This is a genomic window from Nocardioides pacificus, assembly GCF_054775955.1.
In genome coordinates, this window is sequence record NZ_BAAHCI010000005.1 from 869,906 (window position 1) to 889,662 (window position 19,757).

The following is a 19,757-nucleotide window of genomic DNA, read 5'->3' on the forward strand; positions in this document are numbered from 1 at the left end:
CTGAGAGGCGACCTGTTGACCTTCGACGTCCACCAGCTCGACTCCTTCGTGCTGGTCGGGTCGCTGGTCACGCTGCTGGCGGTGCTGGCTGTCCGGGCGTCGACGCGTGCGGGGCTCCCCAGCCTGCTGATCTACCTGCTGATGGGGGTCGTGCTGGGAGAGGCCAGCATCGGCATCGACTTCGAGGACGCCGCGATGGCGCACGCGCTGGGCTTCGGGGCGCTGGCCATCATCCTCGCCGAGGGCGGACTGACCACGAGCTGGCGCGAGATGCGGCCCGCGATGCGGCTCGGCGTCTCGCTCGCCACGGTCGGCGTCGCGGTGTCGGTCGCGGTGGTCGCGGTCGGGGCGCACTTCATCCTCGGACTTCCGTGGGAGCTCGCGATCCTGCTGGGCGCCGTCTGCTCGCCGACCGACGCCGCGGCCGTGTTCTCCGTGCTGCGGGTCGTCCCGCTCCCCAAGCGGCTGACGGGCTCCTTGGAGGCCGAGTCGGGGCTCAACGATGCGCCGACCGTCGTCCTCGTCACGCTGATCTCCAGCGGGGCCGCGGCGGACCACGGTGCACTCGCCGTGGTTGGCATCGTCGTCTTCGAGCTCGTGATCGGCGTCGGCTCGGGCCTGCTGTTCGGGTTCGGGGGCGCCTGGGTGATGCGGCGGGCTGCGCTGCCGTCGTCGGGGCTCTACCCCGTCGCGATCCTCTGCCTGGCGTTCCTCGCGTACGGCGCGTCGGCCGCGGTCCACGGCTCGGGGTTCGCCGCGGTCTATGTGGCGGCCCTGATCCTGGGCAACAGCGACCTCCCGCACCGCAGTGCGACGCGCTCCTTCGCCGAGGGGATCGCCTGGCTGGCCCAGATCGGGCTCTTCGTGATGCTCGGCCTGCTGCTCTCGCCGGGCCGGATCACGCTCTCCACGGTCGGGCTGGCGATCGGTGCCGGGCTGATCCTCACCTTCGTGGCTCGCCCCCTGTCGGTGCTGATCAGCTCGGTGGTGCAGCCGATGCCGAGGCGGGAGCTGGCCTTCATCTCGTGGGCCGGCCTGCGCGGGGCGGTGCCCGTCGTACTCACGACGATCCCGCTCGCGGCGGGGGTCGCCGACGCGGAGTATCTCTTCGACATCGTCTTCGTGATGGTCGTGATCTACACCCTCCTGACCGGCCCCACGCTGCCGCTCGTCGCCCGGATGCTCAAGGTCGCCCGGCGCTCGGAGCCGCGCGAGCTCGATGTCGAGGCGGCCCCGCTCGAGCGCATCGCCGCCGACCTCCTGCAGGTGACGATCAGCCCGCAGTCGCAGATGCACGGCGTCGAGGTCGGCGAGCTGCGCCTGCCCCGCGGAGCGTCGGTGTCGCTGGTGATCCGCGACGGAGAGACCCTGGTGCCCGAGCGCCGTACGGTCCTGCGCCGCGGCGACGACCTCGTCGTGGTCACGCCGCGCAAGCACCGCGAAGCCACCGAGGAGCGCCTGCGCCGGGTGTCCCTGCACGGCCGCCTCGCCCACTGGCTCGCCGACGACACCTGAGCCGCCCCCACCACAGGCAGCCCAGCACAGGCAGCCCAATCAGGCAGCAGCCCCACCCCCGTCCGCCGACCCGTCACTCCCTCGACCAAACACGCCGGGTACGGCGGAGCCAGTGACGGGTCGGCGAGCACAGCCACCTCCCCCCGTACGCCGACCCGTCAATGCCGCTGACAGCCCCGGCGTGTCCGGTCGAGCCAGTGACGGGTCGGCGGGGTGGGGTGGGGGGTGGTCAGGAGACGGTGGGGCCGCAGAAGGAGGTGTCCTTCTTCAGGGTGATGCCCTTGGGGCCCTTGCGCAGCTTCTTGAAGTCCTCGCCGACGAGGATGGTCACGCCGTCGGAGAGCGGGTCCTCCTTGACGATCTTGGTCCTGCCGAGGTGCTTGGCGACCAGACGCACGATCTCGCTGTCCGGGTCGTCGGTCCAGATCTGGGAGAGCTGCACGCGCACGTCGCGAGGGCCGTTGCCCATCTTGCCCTCGTCGAAGCCGCGATCCACGAGGAGATCCATCGTCTCGGCGGCCTGGCCCTCGCGGCCACCGGCGTTGAAGACGCTCACGGTGACGTCGTCGGTGGTCACCCGATCGCCGGCCTTGCCCTCCCGGGGCTCGCACTCCACCGGGAGCACGCTCTCACCGAGCTTGCCGGGGAGCGGCGAAGTCAGCGCCGACCAACCCCACACGGCCATGACCAGGAGGATCACGGTCAGCGTCGTGAGCGTCGCGGCGCTGCGGACATGGGTGCTCATCAACCCTCCAGCAGGTGGACGCGGGCGTGCAGGACGTTGCGCTGCTGCAGGGCGGCCCGCAGTGCCCGGTGCAGGCCGTCCTCGAGGTAGAGGTCGCCGCGCCACGCGACGACATGGGCGAAGAGGTCCCCGAAGAACGTCGAGTCCTCGTCGAGCAGCGCGTCGAGCTGCAGGGTGGTCTTGGTCGTGACGAGCTGGTCGAGGCGGACCTGGCGCGGCGGCACGTCCGACCAGCCCCGGGAGCTGAGCCCGTGCTCAGGGTAGGGACGGTCGTGGCCCACGCGCTTGAAGATCACGCTGGCGACTATAACGACGCGTGCTGCAGGTCCAGAAGCTCGCGGAGTCCGCGAGCCATGGTGTCCTCGCCGTACAGCTGCGCCACCGCGCCGGCGTGGGCCCGACCCAGCCGCTGCAGCGCTGCACGGTCCGCGACGAGCGCGCGGACGGTGCGGGTCCAGGCTTGCGCGTCCGCAGTGGGAAGCATCACCCCCGTCTCCCCGTCGACCACCGCGTCCCGGATGCCCTCGAGGTCGGCGGCCACGACCGGAGTGCCCCGCATCCCCGCCTCGATCGTGACGAGCCCGAAGCCCTCCATGTCGCCGGGCACCACCACGTTGGGTTGGACGAACAGGTCGGCGCCGCAGAGGAGTGCCTCGCGCTGGTCGTCCGAGACCCTGCCGAGCAGGTGGACCTGGCCGGTGACCCCTGCCCGGGCCGCGGCCTCGGCCACCCTCGCAGCATCGGGACCGTCCCCCGCCACCACCAGGTGCGTCCGGCAGGACAGACCCGGCAGGACCTCTCCGACGAACCATGCCGCGCCCTTGCGGCGCACCAGCCGGCCCAGGCTGAGCAGCAGCACGTCGTCCTCGCTGAGCCCCAGCTCCGCGCGCACCCGGGCGCCGGCCACCCTGCGCTCCTGCTCCGAGCAGGCACGGACCGGGATGCCAAGGCGAAGCACGCTGACCCGCTCCGGGGGGACGCCGAGGGACACGACCTCGCCGGCGGTCGCGGCACTGATCGCGATCACCTTCTCGGCCCGGCGCAGGGGCGGGTGCACGATCGCTCGATAGAGGCGGTGCTCGTAGGTCACGTCGAGGCCCATCACCATCGTCGCCGACCGGGTCCGGGTGAGCGCCAGCAGCGGGCGCAGTACGGCGTACATCAGGGCGTCGCCCGTCACCACCAGAGCGACGTCGCGACGGGCGAGGAGGGCGGCCACCCGCAGCACCGCCCAGGGGGCCCACCACACCAGGGCGCGGTTGCCGCCGCCGTGCGCGACCAGGGCCGGCTCGGGCCGCAGCCCGGCCAGCGAGCGCCAGACGCCCGCGGCCAGCGTCTCCATGCCGCCCACCGAGGGCGGGAACTTGCGGGTGACGAAGACGACCCGACCCTCCCGGGCTGCCGGGCGCGGCGCGCGCGCGCCGTCGCGAGCGGACAGCCCGCGCAGCTGGCTGAGCCCCAGGGCGGTGTCGACCACGATGAGCAGCACCCGCGACACGAGCGCGACCACCAACGCGTCGCCCACCGACGTCACCGGGGCGAGCACCGCGACGAGGACGGCCTCGCGAGCGCCCATCCCGGCAGGCACGAAGACCAGCGCCACCCCGATCCCCGAGGCGAGGGCATAGGCGCACACGGCGAGCACGTAGCCCTGCAGGCCGGTGACCCCGAGCGGTGCCCCGAGCAGCATGATGTGGAGGCCGAAGAGCAGGTTGCCCGCCACACACCAGGCCGCCGAGCGCAGCACCCCGGGCAGGGAGTACGTCGAGGGCGGGACGTCGCGGCGCAGCAGCCGGGCGGCCAGGTCCACCAGCCGATTGAGCACGGGCGGCCAGAGGGCGGCCAGCAGCGGGAGGGCCAGCAGCGGGGCCCAGCCGACGAGCTCCGAGGCCTCCCGGCCCGCGGCCGGCAGCAGCACGCACCCGATGACGAGCGCGGTGCACACACTGATCGCCAGGGCCAGGAGCGAGGCCGACGCCATCCGCAGCGGCGAGACCCCGTAGCGGCGGCCGAGCTGCGCCTGGGCGAGGACCGGCCACACGGAGCCGGGGAGGTACTTGCCCGCCTGGCCCACGCCGTACACGCGCAGGCCGTCGCGGGCGGACAACCGCACACCGCCGTCGCGCACCGCCTCGAGCCACGACAGGTAGAGCGCGCCGACGGCCGCCGCGCCGAGGGCCCCCGAGCCGAGCACGGCGGGCCACGAGAGCTGGACGAAGGAGTCCACGATCTCCGCGCGCCGGCTGAGCAGGGCCCAGGCGATCGCCCCCAGGAAGAGCGCGAAGAGGAGGTAGGTCAGCGCGAGGTGACGGCTCCTCTCCCGGCGATCATCCGGAGCGGTCACGGGCGTCGGGGGCGCAACGGTCGCGGCGGTCGACGGACCGTCCCCCCGGCCGGGCGCCGCCCGCCGGGCGTGCCCACCCAGATGAACGTCGGCATCACCGGGGCCGCGGCCCGCCACGCGGCGTGGGGCAGCCGGGCCAGCCGGGGCGGGACCATGTCGGTCGCCTCAAAGGCCACCGGGTCGCCGAGGACGGTGTAGGTGTAGTCCCACAGCCGCAGCGGCGCGCACATCCGCTGCAGGGCGGCCCGGCCGCGGAAGCGCTCGTAGTAGTCGTCGGCCCGCCCGCTCAGCGCGACGTAGCGGTCCGCGACCCGTGGCGGCAGCCAGGACAGGAACGGGAGCCGGTAGTGCGGCTCGACCACGCCCCACCGGTTGCCGAGGCCCAGGTAGACGACGCCGTCGTCGGCGAGCACCCGGCGGATCTCGGCCATCACCCGGTCGGCGTCGACCACGTGCTCGTAGATGTGGTTGAACACGACGATGTCCACGCTCCGGTCGGCCAGCGGCAGCGCCGCTCCGTCGGCGCACAGGAACGAGGCGTGGGCGCCGAACTCCGTGGCGGCGTGCGCCAGTCCCGGCACGTCGATGTCGAGACCCACGACCTCGCAACCGGCTGCGCGCAGGGTGTCGACGGTGAAGCCGGTGGAGCAGCCGATGTCGAGGGCGCGGAGCCCGGCGAGATCCTCGCGGCCGAGGAAGTGACGCAGGACGGCCACGATCTTGGCCGCCTTGCGCCGGCGCTTCCGCTCGTCGTGGGTCTTGTCCTGCAGCTCGGAGTAGGCCAGCTGCGCAGTGCGTCGGGTCATCTCGTCAGCTCGGGGAGCGCGGGGAGGTCGCTGGAGGCGGACGGCTCGACAACGGTACGGCGCGCGTCGGCGCCGTCGAAGCGCATCCGCTTCGTGTGCTCCAGGGCATCCTCCAGCAGCGTGCGGTTGGTCCGGATCAGGTCGGAGATGATCCCGAGGATCACGGACAGGAACGACATGATCAGCAGGACCGCGCCGACCAGGAGCGACTGGAGGTGCCCACCTTCGTCGTTCGACATCATCAGGATCGCGTAGCGCACGAACGGGGCCAGCCCGAGCACGCCGAGGATGGCGGCCAGCCAGGCGAAGATCAGGTAGGGCTTGTACATCAGGTAGGCCCGCACGATCGCGCGCGCCGACTTCATCACGTGCTCGGGCGTGGAGCGGAAGAGGCGGGACTCGCGGGTCTTGGGGTTGGTGACCACGGGGATGCTGGCGATCTCCAGGTGCTTGTTGCCGGCCTGGATGATCGTCTCCATGCAATAGCTGAACCGCGTGATCGTGTTCAGCACCATCAGGCTCTCGCGGGAGTAGGCCCGGAAGCCGCTGGCCGCATCCGGCAGGTGCGTCCCCGCGGCGACGTTGACGACCCGGCTCCCCACGCGCTGGAGCAGCTTCTTGGCGGGCGAGAAGTGCTCGACCTGCTGCACCTGACGATCGGCGATGACGATGTCGGCGCGGCCCTCGAGGATCGGGCGGACCAGGTCGGGGATCCGCTCCTGGGGGTACTGGTTGTCCCCGTCGGTGTTGACCACGATGTCGGCGCCGAGCTCGAGGGCGCGGGTCACCCCGTCGCGGAAGGACCGGCCCAGTCCGCGGTTGCGGATGTGGTGCACGAACTCGTGCACCCCGTGCTCCCGGGCGACCTGCACGGTGCGGTCGGCGGAGCCGTCGTCGATGACCAGGACGATGATCTCGTCGATGCCCGGGATCGATTGCGGGATGGACTGCAGGACAGCGGGAAGGGTCTCTTCCTCGTCCTTGCAGGGGATCTGGACGACAAGCCTCATGGACGACCTCGTGGGTGACGATGGGTCTCTTCCGGAGGATCGAGCCTAGCGCGAATGCGCCGACGCAGGGGGCGCCGCAACACAGGGAGGAGCAGCAGTCCCACCGCTGCGCCCAGCGCGCCCGCCGAGACGAGGGCTCCGGTGCGCAGACCGGGGGGACGGTGGCGGATCCGCACGTCGTGCTCGCCGTGGGGGACCGGGATGGCCGCGAAGGCGTGGTTGCCCGCCACCATCGCGACCGGCTCACCGTCGACGGTCGCCGTCCAGCCGTCGCGCAGGATCGAGTCGGCGACTACGAGGTATCCGTCGCCGGACGCCTTGACGCGGGCCCTGATCTGCTCGGCCTCGTCGACCAGCACGGTGACTTCGGCGGACGCCCCCTCAGCGACGGGCAGTGCCGGGTCCTCCAGCAGCACGGTGTCGTCGGGCAGGCCGATCGCCAGCCGCTCCAGCCGCTCCTCCGCGTCGGGCACCACCTCGGAGTGCGCCGCCCAGCGGATCCGAGGCAGGGCGCTGGTGCGCTCGAGGACGAGGCCGCCGGCGTCGGCGTGCACCAGTCGCAGACCGTCCGGCGCCGGGCGTACGGCGGAGCAGGCCGGGCCTGTGCCGGCTCCCTCCAGGACGAGCGTGGCGTCGTGACCGCTCGTCCAGACGTCGACGACGTAGGGGGTCCGATCGGCCAGGTCCTCGCCGGCCACGCCCACGCGCAGGGCCCCGGCCCGGACGGCGCCCCGCAGGGGGCGGGTCCCCTCGCGCACACCGGAGGGGGTGCGGACCGCCACGTGCAGCTGCAGGCGTGCGTCCTGAGGGATGCGCAGGGTGTCGGTCAGCCGCACCTGGACGCCCCTCATCGCACCACCGGGCACGGTGCACTCCAGCCGGCTCCGGCCGTCGAGGACGACGGGCTCGCCCGACCCGGGGACGAGGGCGACGGGCGTGCCGGCGACCTCTCGCGTCTCCGCCACCCAGTAGCGGACGGAGAGCTGGTCGAGCACGCTCGAGCCGGCCGCGACCCTTGCCGTGACCTCTGGTGAGAAGGCCATGTTGGTCGGGCTGCGGGCCACGTCCGGGTCGAGCGCCTCGAGGAGCTCGCGCCAGCGGGGCGCAGTGAACTCGTGTCCGACCGGGGTGCGCAGGGCATACCAGTCGGAGGTCGCCGGATACATGGTGCGGTCGCCCGCGGCGTAGCGCTCGGCGCCGAGATGCTCCTGCAGGAAGGCGTGGGTCGCGGTGGTGGGGTAGAAGCTGGAGCGCTCGCTGCGCGGCAGCATCGTGTGCGCGAACCACGCGCTCTGGCCCACCAGCAGCAGCGCCAGCACGACGGGGCCGACGCTGCGGGCCCGGTCAGGTCCGAAGCGGGTCAGCACGGCGGCCGCGACCGAGACCGCGAGCAGCACGCCGGGCACCACCAGCGACGAGCGCAGGTGGTCGCCGTAGCCCTCGGCCGCGGCGTCGGCAAGGGCGGCGCGCAGGACCAGTCCGCCCAGCAGCAGGACCGCTGCCACGACGGCGAGTCCGGCGGCCAGGTCACGGCGGCGGCGGTGCTGCTCGGGGCGGCTCCCGCCCGAGTGGTCGTCGGGCGAGGCCCAGTCGAGGAGCCGGTCGAGACCGTGGCCGGCGAGGGCGGCGCCGGCGAAGGCGAAGACCGATCGCGCCCGGTTGATCGAGTTGGAGGAGTAGAAGGGCAGCGACTGCAGCGCGGAGAGCAGCGGGCCACCGAACCAGACGGCCACGAGCACCACCCCCAGGAGCACCGCGAGGAAGAGCGTGGCCGACCGGTCGCTCGCGTGTGTGCCCCGACGGGCGACGACCAGCGCGCACACCGCGAGCACCGCGGCGGCGGCGCCTAGGAAGGCCACCCCCTCGATCGGGTTGACCGGCCCGTAGCTCTCACCGGCCACGCACAGCCCGACGCTCTCGGGGGCGACGGCGGTGAGCAGCAGCCCGAGCGGGGAGTGGACGCCGGACCAGTCCCGCTCCTCGAGCGCGACGGCGTCGAGGTTGCGGGCGAACGGCACCAGCTGCACGGCCGCGAGAGCGACGCCCAGCCCCACCCCGCCGGCGGCGCCCAGCAGCACGCCGGCCGCGCGTCGAGGGGCGTCGCGGACGCTCGGAGCCACCCGCATCACGACGTACGGCGCGGCGGCCGTGAGGGCGAACAGGGTGACCGCGGGGAAGCCGCCCAGGAGCATGCTCGCGACGACCACCGCGACCAGGACCACGTCGCGGACGCGGCGATCCTGGACCAGCCGCTCGAGCGCCCAGAACAGCGCCGGGATCAGGGCGGCGACGCGGGTGTGCGGCCAGTTGGTCCACATCATCATGAAGCCCGACGACACGAAGACGACTCCGGCCAGCAGCGCCGGCCCGCGGCGTACTCCTCGGCGACGCAGGAACGCGAACATCCCTGCGATCCCCACGGCGATCTCGCCCAGCTTGACGAACGCAGGGGCCAGCCACAGCGGGAGCACGAGGTAGGGCAGGGCCAGCGGGCTGAATACGCCGTGGTTGGGCAGGTGGGCCAGTGGGCTCCCGCCGACCTCGTAGGGCGACCAGGTCGCGAGATCGCCGTGCAGCAGCGCCTGCTTGGTGGCGGCCACACCGGGGAGGTAGTCGACCGTGTCGCCGCGGCAGGTGATCGCGTCGGTCGCCGGACGCGCGTCGTGGGCGGAGAACGGTTGGAAGAGCGTCAGCAGGTCGACGTCGACGAGCGTTCCCTGTCCGAGCAGGGCAGGACCCAGCGCGACGAGCACGAAGACGCCGACCAGCAGCGCACTGAGCTGGTCGAAGCGCGGGGGACGGGGAGCAAGCGACATCACGCCTCCTCCTACATCCCGGGAAGCTCGCCGGGAAAGAGTAGGCCCCTGCGCCTGCGATCAGGCGGACCAGCGCACGAAGTCGTCGACGAGGTCTGCCATCGCGTAGACGCCACGGAGGTCCTGGCGGTTGTCCATCAGGCTGGTGAGGGCCTGGGTGTGTCGGCTGTGCTGGGTGATCTGCTGACGGCGGATGTGCTCGAGCTCGAGGTCGACGGGGGTCTTGTCGTCCATGGTTCCTCCTGGTGTCCGGATCGGTGAGACAACAGTCGGCTGCTCGCGTCGCCGGCGCATTGACGGCGGGTTACAGGTGCGTGTCACGTCCTGTGACGTGGACTGCACCGCAACTACCGGACAGCGGGACGCCCGCGTGCTAGGCGCTGCGCCGGCCCCCTAGGTTGCGGACATGGATGACCACGAGGCGATTCGCCAGCTCAAGTACCGCTACGTCCGCTTCCTCGACACCAAGGCGTGGGACGACTACACGGAGACCTTCGCCCCCGAGGCGACCGCGGACTATGCCGGACTGGTCTTCGACGGCCGCGACGCCATCGTCGACTACATGCGCACGAACATGACGGCCGACATGATCACGCTGCACCAGGTCCACCACCCGGAGATCACCGTGGACGGCGACACGGCGACCGGCACGTGGTACCTCCAGGACAAGGTGATCGTGCCGGCCTTCAAGTTCGTCCTCGAGGGCGCGGCGTTCTACGACGACCGCTACGTCCGCACCTCCGACGGCTGGCGGATCGCGCACACCGGCTATCGCCGTACCTATGAGATGACGTGGTCCACCGACGACCTCGCCAGCGTCAAGATCAAGCAGAACCCCACGCACTGACCCCGACCCGTCACAGGCTCTGCGCCGTACGGCGTGTCTGGTCGAGGGAGTGACGGGTCGGGTCAGAGGGCCGGGTCGGTCCAGGCGATCTGGACCACCTCGGTGCCGCCGTCGCGGGTGACCAGCCGGCCCCGGCCCGGCGGCGCCGGCCGGGGCTTGACGTTGCCGATGAGGTAGCCCTCGTCGGGGCTGCCGGACAGCACCAGACCCGGCGCCGAGAGGTCACGCAGCGACTGGATGACCGGCTCGTAGAGAGCCCGTGAGGCACCACCCGAGCGGCGCGCCACCACGAGGTGCAGACCCACGTCACGGGCCTGGGCCAGCAGCGGCTGCAGCGCCTGCACCGGCGAGCTCTGCTGGGTCGCGACGAGGTCGTAGTCGTCGACGACGATGAAGACCTCCGCGCCCGACCACCACGACCGGCTGCGCAGCTGCTCGGGCGTGACGTCCGGCCCGGGGATCCGGTTCTCGAGATAGCTCGCGAGGTCGCGCAGGATCGGTGCGGCCTGGTTGGCGCTGGTGAGGTAGTTGAGGAGGTACTCGTCGGGCACCTCGCCGAGCAGCGAGCGGCGGTAGTCGACGACGACGATCTGCGCCTGCTTGGCGGTGCGGGTGCGCATGACCTCCTGGACGTAGGTCCGCAGCAGCGCGCTCTTGCCGGACTGTCCGTCGCCGAAGAGCAGCAGGTGCGGCTCGGCGTCGGGGTCCAAGGTGACCGGGGCCAGCTCCTTCTCGTTGATGCCGAGCACCAGCCGCTGGTCCTGGCCACCGCCGGAGTGGATGAGCTGCTCGCGGACCGGGGCCAGGTCCACGCGCTCGGGGAGCAGGCGCAGCTTGGGGCCGGTCGGGCCCCGCCAGGCCGCGATGCTGCGCGCGACGAGGTCGTCCACGCCGTCGCCCACGGTGGCCGAGTCGGGCTCGGCGTCGATGCGCGGCAGCGAGCCGAGGAAGTGCAGCTTGCCGGGGACCAGCCCGCGCCCGGGGCGTCCCTCGGGCACCAGCGTCGCGACCTTGCGGTCGATCTCGGAGTCCAGCGGGTCGCCGAGGCGCAGCTCCAGCCGGGTGCCGAAGACGTCTCGCATCGCCGCCCGGAAGTCGGCCCACCGGGTGGCCGAGACCACGAGGTGCAGCCCGAAGGTCAGGCCGCGGGTGGACAGCTGCTGCAGCTCCAGCTCGAGGTCGTCGAAGTCCGCGCGCAGCGTGCTCCAGCCGTCGACGACCAGGAAGACGTCGCCCCAGCCGTCGTCGGCGCGTCCGGCGGCGCGACGTGAGCGATAGGTCTCGATGGAGTCGATGCCCTGGGAGCGGAAGTACTCCTCGCGGCGGTCGACGATGCCGTGCACCTCCGCCAGGATCCGTCGTACGACGTCGGGCTCGGACCGCGTGCCGACGCCCGAGACGTGCGGGAGGCGGGCGAGCGGGGCGAACGTGCCGCCACCGAAGTCGAGCACGAAGAACTGCGACTCCTGCGGCGTGGTCGTCAGCGACATGCTCGTGACGATCGTGCGCAGCAGCGTGCTCTTGCCGGTCCGTGGCCCGCCCACCACCGCGACGTGACCGGCCGCACCGCTGAGGTTGACCGTCATCGTGTCGCGGCGCTGCTCGCGCGGACGGTCGACGGTGCCGAGCGGGACGACCAGGCCGCCGAGGGCGCGCCACTCGGGCGAGACCAGTCCCAGGTGCGGGTCCTCGACCAGGTCGGGCATCAGCCGGTCGAGGGTGTCGGGCACGTCGAGCGGCGGCAGCCACACCTGGTGGGCCGCCGGGCCGTGGCCGATCATCCGGTCGACCGCGACGTCGAGCAGGGAGCGCTGCTCGCCCTGGGGAGCGGCCGGGGCGGCCTCGGTCTCGGGGGCGACCAGCGGCTCGAGGGTCAGCACCTCCGAGATCGTGAACGGCAGGATGCCGCGCACCTTGCCGCCCTCGTCGCGGTGCACGCGCGCCCGACCGGACGGCGGTCCGGAGACGTAGGCGGCCTTGAACCGCAGCAGCGTCGACTGGTCGGGCTTGAGGTAGCCCAGGCCGGGGACGGGAGGCAGCTCGTAGGCGTCGGGCACACCGAGCACGCTGCGCGACTCACCGGCCGAGAAGGTCCGCAGACCGACCCGGTAGGACAGGTGCGACTCGAGCCCGCGCAGCCGCCCCTCCTCCAGGCGCTGCGAGGCCAGCAGCAGGTGCAGGCCCAGCGAGCGGCCGAGCCGGCCGATCGCGACGAACAGGTCGATGAACTCCGGCTTGGCCGAGAGCATCTCGGAGAACTCGTCGACCACGATGAACAGCGACGGCATCGGGGCGAGGTCCTCGCCGTTGAGCCGGGCCTTCTCGTAGTCGCGGATCGAGGCGAAGTTGCCGGCCTCGCGCAGCAGCTCCTGGCGGCGCACCATCTCGCCGGACAGCGCGTCCTGCATGCGGTCCACGAGGGTGAGCTCCTGGGCCAGGTTGGTGATCACCGCGGACACGTGCGGCATGTCGGACATGCCCGCGAACGTCGCGCCGCCCTTGAAGTCGACCAGCACCATGTTGAGCTGCTCGGGGGAGTGGGTCATCGCCAGCCCGAGGACGAGCGTGCGGAGGAACTCGGACTTGCCGGAGCCGGTGGCGCCGATCACGAGCCCGTGCGGCCCCATCCCCTGCTGGGCCGACTCCTTGATGTCGAGGTGGATCAGGCCGCTCTCGCCGACTCCGATCGGCACCCGGAGCCGGTCGCGAGCGGGCCGGGGGCGCCACGCCGTACCGGTGTCGAAGGCATGGACGTCGCCGAGTCCGAGCAGGTCCATGAAGTCGGTGGGTCCGGTGATGTCGCCGGTGGAGTCCCCGGTCCCGGCGCTCACCGTGTGCAGGGGGGCGAGCCGACGGGCGAACGCCTCGGCCGTGGCGAGGTCGCACTGGTCGGCCAGCGCCCGGATCGGCTCCTCGCGCAGGCGCAGGGCGGCGACCGGGTGCTTGCCGTCCTCGGTGGGGACGCCGCCGAGCTCGAGCCGCAGCCGCGTCATGTCCTCCAACTCGCCCCAGCGGGCGGGCAGGTCGAGGAGCGTCACACCGTGCAGGCCGTACGGCGGGACGACGTGGTTGCCCGGGGGCAGGTGCCCGCCGTCGATCACGAGCAGGATGTGGGGCGTCGCCGGACGCTCGTCCGCGCCGAACCGGGGCCGGTCGCCCAGGTCGGGGGGGAGCAGCGCCCCGAGGTCGTCGAGGGAGGTCGTGACCATCCGCATCGGGCCGACGGCGTCGCTGTGCTGGGCGCTCTGGGCGTGGGGCAGCCACTTGACCCAGTCCCAGTGGGCGAGGTTGGCCTCCGAGGACAGCACCGCGAGCACGAGCTGCTCGGGGCTGTGGAAGGCGGCGGCCGAGCAGATCACCGCCCGGGCCAGGGCGCGGGCCTCCTCCTCGTCACCGCAGATCTCGACGCGGTCGAAGGCGCGCAGGTCGATCGAGGCGGGCAGCCGCGGCTGGAGCCGGTGGACGACCAGCAACCGGTGCAGTGCGGAGGCGGCCACCGGGTCGACCTGGTCGACGGGCGCGCTCTCCGGGGGGACCAGCTCGAGCGACAGCTGCTGGGAGCACAGGCCGTAGCGCACGTGCAGGAAGTCGGGGTCGCCCGGACCGTGCTCCCACAGCCGGGAGCGGTCCTCGGCGAGGGCGGGGAGCGCGGCGGGCTCGGGGTGGTGCCAGGTCAGCGCCCGGCGCTGCTGGTCCGCGGCCTCGCGAGCGACCTTGCGGACCCCCGAGAGGTAGCGCAGGTACTCGGACCGCGAGCCGACCACCTGCTGGGTGCGCTGCTTGCGCTGCCGGTCGATCTGGACGATGACGAAGCCGAGGGTGGCGAAGAGGAACATGCCGGCCGCGATCATGCTGCGTCCGCGGTTGTCGCCGGAGGCGCCCATGCTCGCGACCAGGACGATGGAGCCCAGGCTGCCCAGCATCGGGATGGCGTTCATCATGACGCCGCTGGCGCCTTCGTGCTCCTGGATCTGGGGCGGCGGCTGCAGCACGATCTGTCCGGTCGGAAGCTCCGGCTCCTCCAGCCGTGGCCCACCGCGAAGTGTGGTGCTCAAGCGTCCCCCTCCACGTGCCTGTGCCCGCCACCGCCGACGGCCCGTCCGCTCTGCCGGGCTTGATGATAGGCGCGGGTGGGGTGAGCGACTACTGTGCCCATGCCTGGGCTGAGACCGGTTGAGGGAGAAGTGGATGACGACCGCGCCGCTGCGCGAGAGCGCTCTGTCGGGGGCCCCGACCGACACCATCGCCGTCAGCGTGCACGGACCCGCGGGCGTCCTCGACCTCGTCGTGCCCAGTGGGGCCGCCGCCACCGACGTGGCGCGGGAGTACACCGCGCAGACCGGTCTTGCCTCCGTCCCCCTGTTGCACGACCGAGGGGGCCGGAGGCTGGCCCCCGACGCGTCGCTGGGGTCGGTCGGCATCGAGTCCGGAGACCTGCTGGTCGCGACGACCGGCGTCCACCGCGGGACACACGACGCGGACGCGGCGCGCATGTCGGTGCCGCACGACGACGGAGCGCTGGGCACCCTCTGGGTCACCGTCGCTGGCGCCGTCGCCCTCCTCGCGGGCTGGTTCGCCTCCCAGACGTCGTCGGTCGGACACCAGGAGCTGACCATCGCGCTGCTCACGGCCGCGACCGTGATCGGCGTCCTGCCGATCGGTCGGTACGCCGAGGCGCGCGGCCTCGCTGCCCCGGCGTTCGCGGGCGCCGCGGCCTTCGTCGTGGTCCATGAGCCGGGCATGACGCGGCTGCCGATGACCATCGGGGTTGCAGCGCTCGCCGCCGCCGTGGCCGCTGCGGTCGCTCGCACCCTGAGTGGCCGCCGCGAGGAGGCGCACCTGGTCTGGGTGGTGGCGGGCACCGCGACGTTCGTGCTGACCGGGGTCTGTGCGGTGCTGGGTGCTCAGGCGCAGGTGGTGTGGTCGGTGCTGCTCGTGGTCGCGATGCTCTCGGCGCGCTGGGTGCCGAGCATGGCCGTCGACGTCCCCGACCACCTGCTGCTCGACCTCGACCGGTTGGCGGTCACCGCGTGGTCGGCCCGCGACCGGGCCACGGGGCGGCGCGGCCGGATGGTGGTGCAGCGCGCCGCGATGGAGGCGGTCGTGGAGCGTGCGGCGCGGTTGGTGACGGCCGGCGCTGCAGCGGTCCTGGCCCTGGTGGCAGTGGCAGCACCGATGGTGCTGCGGACCGCGGAGCTCGACCTGGACCGAACGGGCGGTCGTGTGCTGGTCCTGCTTGTCGGCGGCGCTCTCCTCTTGGCTGCCCGCAGCTATCGCCATGGGACGGCCCGGCTGCTGTTGCGCGCTGCCGGGCTGCTCGCCTGGGTGTCCCTCGCGTGGGTGCTGTTCGACGAGCTGTCGCCCGGGAGAGGTGTTGCGCTCGCCTCGACGACCGTGGCCCTGGGATTGCTGGCGGCGCTGGTCGCGGTAGCGGTCGGGCGCGGCTGGCGCTCGGTCTGGTGGTCACGTCGGGCCGAGGTCGCCGAGGCGCTGTGTGGCTCGTTCGCGCTGGCCGCGCTGGTCGTCGCCAGTGGTCTCTTCCGCAGCCTGTGGGAATTGACATCCTGAGGTTTACGGGGTTAGCGCTCGGGTAGACAGGTGCGTGTTCGAGCGGCCCGATCGACGCGGTGCCAGGACTCGGGCACCACACCATTGATCTCGAGCGGCGGTCGCGTCGCGGGGGAAGGAGTCAGCACGCATGTCTGACAACGCAGGACTCAGCCAGGGAGAGAAGGCCCTCTCCAATGCCGCCGACGCGGTCTCGCGGGCACGGAGCGACCTCGCGTCGCGCCAGTCGCGCCTCCAGTCGGAGATCGATGAGCTGCGCACCAAGTGGGGCGGCTCGGGAGCCGCGGCCTTCCAGACGCTCAACACGGCGTGGCAGGAGAAGCAGACCCGGATCACCAACGCGCTCAACGAGTTCGAGCGCTCCCTGGTCGACACCGAGAAGGACAACGTCAACACCGACCAGGCGGCCAGCGACGAGATCGCGCGCCGCAACGCGCGCCTCAACGCCATCTGACCCGCTCGAGACCTGGAGACTTCGACATGAACACTGGTGGACTCAACGTCAACCACGGCGCGCTCGACAACGCGTCGCAGAACCTGATCGCCGCGGCCCGCTCCATCGAGGCTCGGCTCAACACGCTGGAGGACGAGCTGCGTCCGCTGCGCAGCGACTGGACCGGCTCCGCGAAGATCGCCTACGACTCGGCGAAGAAGAAGTGGGACTCCGCGATCAGCGAGATGATCCTGCTCCTCTCCGACACCGGCTCGATGGTGCAGACCTCCAACGACGAGTACCGCGCCGCCGACCAGCGGGGCGCCAACCGGTTCTGACCGTGTGATCGCACCGTGGGGGACGGCCGGCGGCCGTCCCCCACGGTCCGGCTCTGGTCGGCACAGCTCTGGACGGCACAGCACGGCACAGCTAGCTCTGGGGGAGCAGCATGACTGATGACAAGAACACCCGCCTCGACCCGCCTGAGGTCCTGCGGGTCGCCCGCCGGCTGCGGGGCGCCTCGGACGACCTGGCGAAGTCGAAGTTCGACGATGTGAACATGCCGGCTGGCGCCTTCGGAGGGCTTCCGGTTGCTCAGCGCCTGCAGCGGCTCCACGACGAGGCCCAGCGGCTCAACGCCCTGGCCAACACCGCGGATGTGGAGAAGCTCAGCGAGTTCAGCATCGGCGTGAAGGCGTCGGTGGAGTACCTCGACGACGCCGACCGCGAGGCCGAGGTCAACCTGGCCCGGCTGGCGCGGGCCGAGCCCGAAGGGGGCTGGTGATCGTGACTGGGCCCAAGGAGCAGGCACTGCGCGCTGCGCTCGCCGGGACTCGTCCTCAGGTCGTGCTGCGCGCCTCCACCGCCTGGACCCAGTGCGCTGAGACGCTCATCGGTGTTCACGGTGACCTGAAGGGTGCCGCCAAGGAGCTGGACGCGCAGATGGGGCAGCGCGCTCGGCGTGCCGCCCAGACCGCGTTCATCAACGCCGCCGAGCACGTCTCCGAGCGGCGCCGCTCGATGCGCATCGGCTCACTGGCTCTCGAGCGCGCGCACCGTGCGCTCAAGGCCGCGCAGCAGACGCTCACCGAGCTGGACAGCGATCCCGGTCCGGTCCCGCCCAAGTCGCCGGACTACACGGGGCTGGACGCCGCGGAGAAGGCGGACGCCGACAAGATCTACGGCACGAAGAAGTCCAGCTACGACACCGCGCTCGCCTCTCGGGAGCAGCGAGCGGCCAGGGCGCTGCGCGAGCTCGAGGCCGGGCTCCAGGAGGCGGCCGACCAGATGGAGAAGCTGGTCCCCGAGGACCGGCGCGACAAGGAGGATGAGCCGAAGGGCACACCTCCGGGCACTCCGCCGGGCGCTCCGCCGCGCACTCCACCGGGCCATGTCCCGACCGGCCATCCCCTGCCGCCGAACGTCGAGCCGCCGGTCTGCCTGCCACCCCCGGTGGTGGAGCCGCCGGTGACGCAGCCTCCCGTGACGCAGCCTCCCGTGCCCCCTGTCGACCCGCCGGTCACAGTGGTGGTGCCGCCTGAGTTCCACGAGGTGCCGACCGACGGCAACGGTGGTGGCGGTGGCACCCAGGGGGCGACCCCGGGCGGCGCAGTGCCCTCGGCCGGCGCGCTGCCGAGCGCGTCCGGAGGCCCTGCCGGAGCGGCTCCCGGGTTCAGCCCCGGTGGCATCGGCGGTGCGGCCGGGGGCGCGGTCGCAGGCGGCGCTGCAGCCTTCGGTGCGGCGGCGCGGCCCGCCGGCATGGCCGCGGGCGCTGCGGGCGCCCCGGGTCGTGCCATCGGAGCGACCAGCAGGGCCGCCGGGCGAGGGACGTTGTCGCGCAGCGCCGTCGCCGGTGCTGGTGCCGGAGCCGGGCGCGGCGCTGCCGGAGGACGATCGGCATCGGCCGGGCGCGCCGGTGCCGCGGGTGGTGCCGGCGGCGCCCGGGGTTCTGGGAAGGGTTCCGGCACGGGGTCCCGCACAGCCGGCCGGCCGGGCGGGCGCGCTGGAGCTGCCGGCGCGGCAGGAGGAGCCGGCGGGCGGTCCCGCTCCACGGGCAAGCGAGGCGCGGCCGAGGGTGTTATGGAGGACGAGCAGGACTGGCTCGACGACGAGGAAGCCGCTCCCGGGGTGATCGACTGAGCGCGGGTGTGTCACCCGCACACGGGGCCTGCCGGCATCTCGAGCCCGGCAGGCCCCCGTGCGTCCCCGGGACGCCTCCCGCGGGTGCCGGCTGTGGGTAGCATGCGGGCGCGACAGCCGGGGCCGGCCACAGGGCCGGGCCCCTGTACAGGGGCCCGCAGCACATGAGGGGAATTCGATGAGTCAGATGACCGCGGGCGCGTCGGGGCTGTTGCGCGTCACCGTCGCGTCCGGCACCCGCCGGGTCGACCTGGTCCTGCCGGCCGCGGTCCCCCTGGCCGAGCTGGTCCCCGAGCTGGCACGCAGCGTGGGACTTCTCGACGCCTCGACGGTCTACGGCGGCTACCGCGTCGTGGCCCAGGACGGCCGCGCCCTCTCTCCGGATGCGGGACTCACCATGCAGGGCATCGAGGACGGCGGCCTGCTGACGGTGACCGCCGGGGTCGACGATGCGCCGCCGCGCGTGTACGACGACGTGGTCGAGGCGATGGCCGACGTCGTGGAGCGCGACCTCCGCCCGTGGGAGCCGGCTGCCGGTCGCCGTACGGCGCTCTCGGCGGCCGCGCTGCTCCTCACGCTCGGTGCGGTCGCCCTCCTCACCCAGTCCGGCTCGCTGTTGACAGGGATCGCCGCCGTGGTGATCGCCGTGCTCCTCGCGAGCGGTGCCGTGGTCCTCTCGCGGGCCCAGGACGAGCCTGAGGCGGCGGTCGCGCTCGCGTGGATGGCCGCGGTCTACGCCGCCGTCGCGGGGCTCCTGCTCGCCCCCGACGGGGACTTCTTCGCGATGCCGGTGGCCTGTGCCGGCGGAGCCGCTCTGCTCGCCGGGCTGGTGGGCGTGGTGGGCATCGGTCAGGGGCGTGCGCTCGTGCTGCCGCCGGTCGTGGTGGGCGCGATCGCGCTCGCGTCGGGCCTGCTGATGGACACCTTCGGGGACGCCGACCCCAGCGTCGTCTTCCCGATCGCGCTGGTCCTCGTGGTCATCGCCGGCAGCGTCTTCCCCTGGCTGGCGCTGGGTGTCACCGGCACCAGCGTGGAGCAGATCTACACGGTCGCCGACATCACCAGCGACCCTGACGACGTCGACCCGCGCCAGGTCGGAGCCGATGCGCGCACCGCTCACGAGATCCTGGTCGCGGTCTCGGCCACGGTCGGGCTGCTGCTGGTCCTGATCACGCCGCTCGCCGTCTCCCGCGGGTTGTCCGGGACCCTGCTGGTCCTGTGCTGCTGCGTGGTCGTGATGCTGCGGACCCGTCAGTACCGAACCGGCTCCGAGGTGCTGGTCGGGCTGGTCTCGGGCATCGCCGGACTCGTGGCCACCGGGCTGTCGGTGCTCTGGCTCCAGCCGGACTGGCGGCCCACCGCCGCCGTCGCGCTCGCCGCCGCCGGTGGTGTGCTGCTCACGGCCACGCTGATCCCGGGCGCCGCCTCCGTGCGTCGTGGCCGGCTCGGGGACGTGGCCGAGACCGTGGCTCTGCTCGCCCTGCTGCCGCTGCTGCTGGTGTCGGTGGGCGTCGTCAGTCGCATCGGGGGCTGA

At 72.7% G+C, this 19,757-nt stretch carries 16 protein-coding genes; 8 read left to right on the top strand and 8 right to left on the bottom strand.

The annotated features are described in order from the left end of the window. The first annotated feature begins 15 nt into the window (after positions 1 to 15). On the top strand, positions 16 to 1,515 hold the full coding sequence (locus tag ACYU7L_RS06740) for a potassium/proton antiporter (RefSeq protein WP_460794572.1): 1,500 nt from the start codon (positions 16 to 18) through the stop codon (positions 1,513 to 1,515). Positions 1,516 to 1,744: 229 nt separating this feature from the next. On the opposite strand, the gene ACYU7L_RS06745 is transcribed toward ACYU7L_RS06740, so the two are convergent. The 7 genes from ACYU7L_RS06745 to ACYU7L_RS06775 are packed head-to-tail and all read right to left on the bottom strand — an operon-like array spanning position 1,745 to position 9,470. Further along, entirely contained in the window at positions 1,745 to 2,260 is a 516-nt protein-coding gene (locus tag ACYU7L_RS06745; protein ID WP_460794573.1) for a LytR C-terminal domain-containing protein, read from the bottom strand. After that, entirely contained in the window at positions 2,260 to 2,556 is a 297-nt protein-coding gene (locus ACYU7L_RS06750; RefSeq protein ID WP_460794574.1) for a type II toxin-antitoxin system VapB family antitoxin, read from the bottom strand. The genes ACYU7L_RS06745 and ACYU7L_RS06750 overlap by 1 nt, the downstream gene beginning before the upstream one ends. An 8-nt stretch (positions 2,557 to 2,564) precedes the next feature. Next, the gene (locus tag ACYU7L_RS06755; RefSeq protein ID WP_460794575.1) at positions 2,565 to 4,604 is read right to left on the bottom strand and encodes a glycosyltransferase; all 2,040 of its coding nucleotides are present in this window, start codon (positions 4,602 to 4,604) and stop codon (positions 2,565 to 2,567) included. Continuing rightward, a complete protein-coding gene (locus ACYU7L_RS06760; protein WP_460794576.1) occupies positions 4,601 to 5,410 on the bottom strand; it encodes a class I SAM-dependent methyltransferase in 810 nt (269 codons plus the stop codon). Before ACYU7L_RS06760 ends, ACYU7L_RS06755 begins: the two co-directional genes overlap by 4 nt. Continuing rightward, positions 5,407 to 6,420: a glycosyltransferase family 2 protein gene (locus ACYU7L_RS06765; protein WP_460794577.1), complete on the bottom strand. Its 1,014-nt coding sequence runs from the start codon at positions 6,418 to 6,420 to the stop codon at positions 5,407 to 5,409. The genes ACYU7L_RS06760 and ACYU7L_RS06765 overlap by 4 nt, the downstream gene beginning before the upstream one ends. After that, positions 6,417 to 9,236 (bottom strand): DUF6541 family protein, encoded by a 2,820-nt coding sequence (locus ACYU7L_RS06770; protein WP_460794578.1) that lies wholly within the window; start codon positions 9,234 to 9,236, stop codon positions 6,417 to 6,419. The genes ACYU7L_RS06765 and ACYU7L_RS06770 overlap by 4 nt, the downstream gene beginning before the upstream one ends. Before the next feature lie 60 nt (positions 9,237 to 9,296). Then, positions 9,297 to 9,470 (bottom strand): hypothetical protein, encoded by a 174-nt coding sequence (locus ACYU7L_RS06775; RefSeq protein ID WP_460794579.1) that lies wholly within the window; start codon positions 9,468 to 9,470, stop codon positions 9,297 to 9,299. 172 nt (positions 9,471 to 9,642) lie between these two features. Here ACYU7L_RS06775 and ACYU7L_RS06780 point away from each other — a divergent pair, with 172 nt between their 5' ends. Further along, entirely contained in the window at positions 9,643 to 10,083 is a 441-nt protein-coding gene (locus ACYU7L_RS06780; protein WP_460794580.1) for a nuclear transport factor 2 family protein, read from the top strand. A gap of 62 nt (positions 10,084 to 10,145) precedes the next feature. On the opposite strand, the gene eccCa is transcribed toward ACYU7L_RS06780, so the two are convergent. Next, positions 10,146 to 14,138 (bottom strand): type VII secretion protein EccCa, encoded by a 3,993-nt coding sequence (gene eccCa / locus ACYU7L_RS06785; RefSeq protein WP_460794581.1) that lies wholly within the window; start codon positions 14,136 to 14,138, stop codon positions 10,146 to 10,148. Between the two features lie 133 nt (positions 14,139 to 14,271). On the opposite strand from eccCa, the gene ACYU7L_RS06790 reads away from it, so the two are divergent. From ACYU7L_RS06790 to eccD, 6 genes are all read left to right on the top strand, one after another. Next, the gene (locus tag ACYU7L_RS06790) at positions 14,272 to 15,651 is read left to right on the top strand and encodes a ubiquitin family protein (RefSeq protein ID WP_460794582.1); all 1,380 of its coding nucleotides are present in this window, start codon (positions 14,272 to 14,274) and stop codon (positions 15,649 to 15,651) included. Positions 15,652 to 15,781: 130 nt separating this feature from the next. Further along, positions 15,782 to 16,105, top strand: a complete 324-nt coding sequence (locus ACYU7L_RS06795; RefSeq protein ID WP_460794583.1) for a WXG100 family type VII secretion target — start codon at positions 15,782 to 15,784, stop codon at positions 16,103 to 16,105. A 26-nt stretch (positions 16,106 to 16,131) separates the two neighbouring features. Further along, a complete protein-coding gene (locus ACYU7L_RS06800; protein ID WP_460794584.1) occupies positions 16,132 to 16,422 on the top strand; it encodes a WXG100 family type VII secretion target in 291 nt (96 codons plus the stop codon). A gap of 110 nt (positions 16,423 to 16,532) precedes the next feature. Then, positions 16,533 to 16,868 carry a hypothetical protein gene (locus tag ACYU7L_RS06805; RefSeq protein ID WP_460794585.1) on the top strand — a complete coding sequence of 112 codons (336 nt, stop codon included), beginning with the start codon at positions 16,533 to 16,535 and terminating at the stop codon, positions 16,866 to 16,868. Next, on the top strand, positions 16,865 to 18,223 hold the full coding sequence (locus ACYU7L_RS06810; RefSeq protein ID WP_460794586.1) for a hypothetical protein: 1,359 nt from the start codon (positions 16,865 to 16,867) through the stop codon (positions 18,221 to 18,223). The genes ACYU7L_RS06805 and ACYU7L_RS06810 overlap by 4 nt, the downstream gene beginning before the upstream one ends. 178 nt (positions 18,224 to 18,401) lie before the next feature. Beyond that, on the top strand, positions 18,402 to 19,757 hold the full coding sequence (eccD, locus tag ACYU7L_RS06815; protein ID WP_460794587.1) for a type VII secretion integral membrane protein EccD: 1,356 nt from the start codon (positions 18,402 to 18,404) through the stop codon (positions 19,755 to 19,757).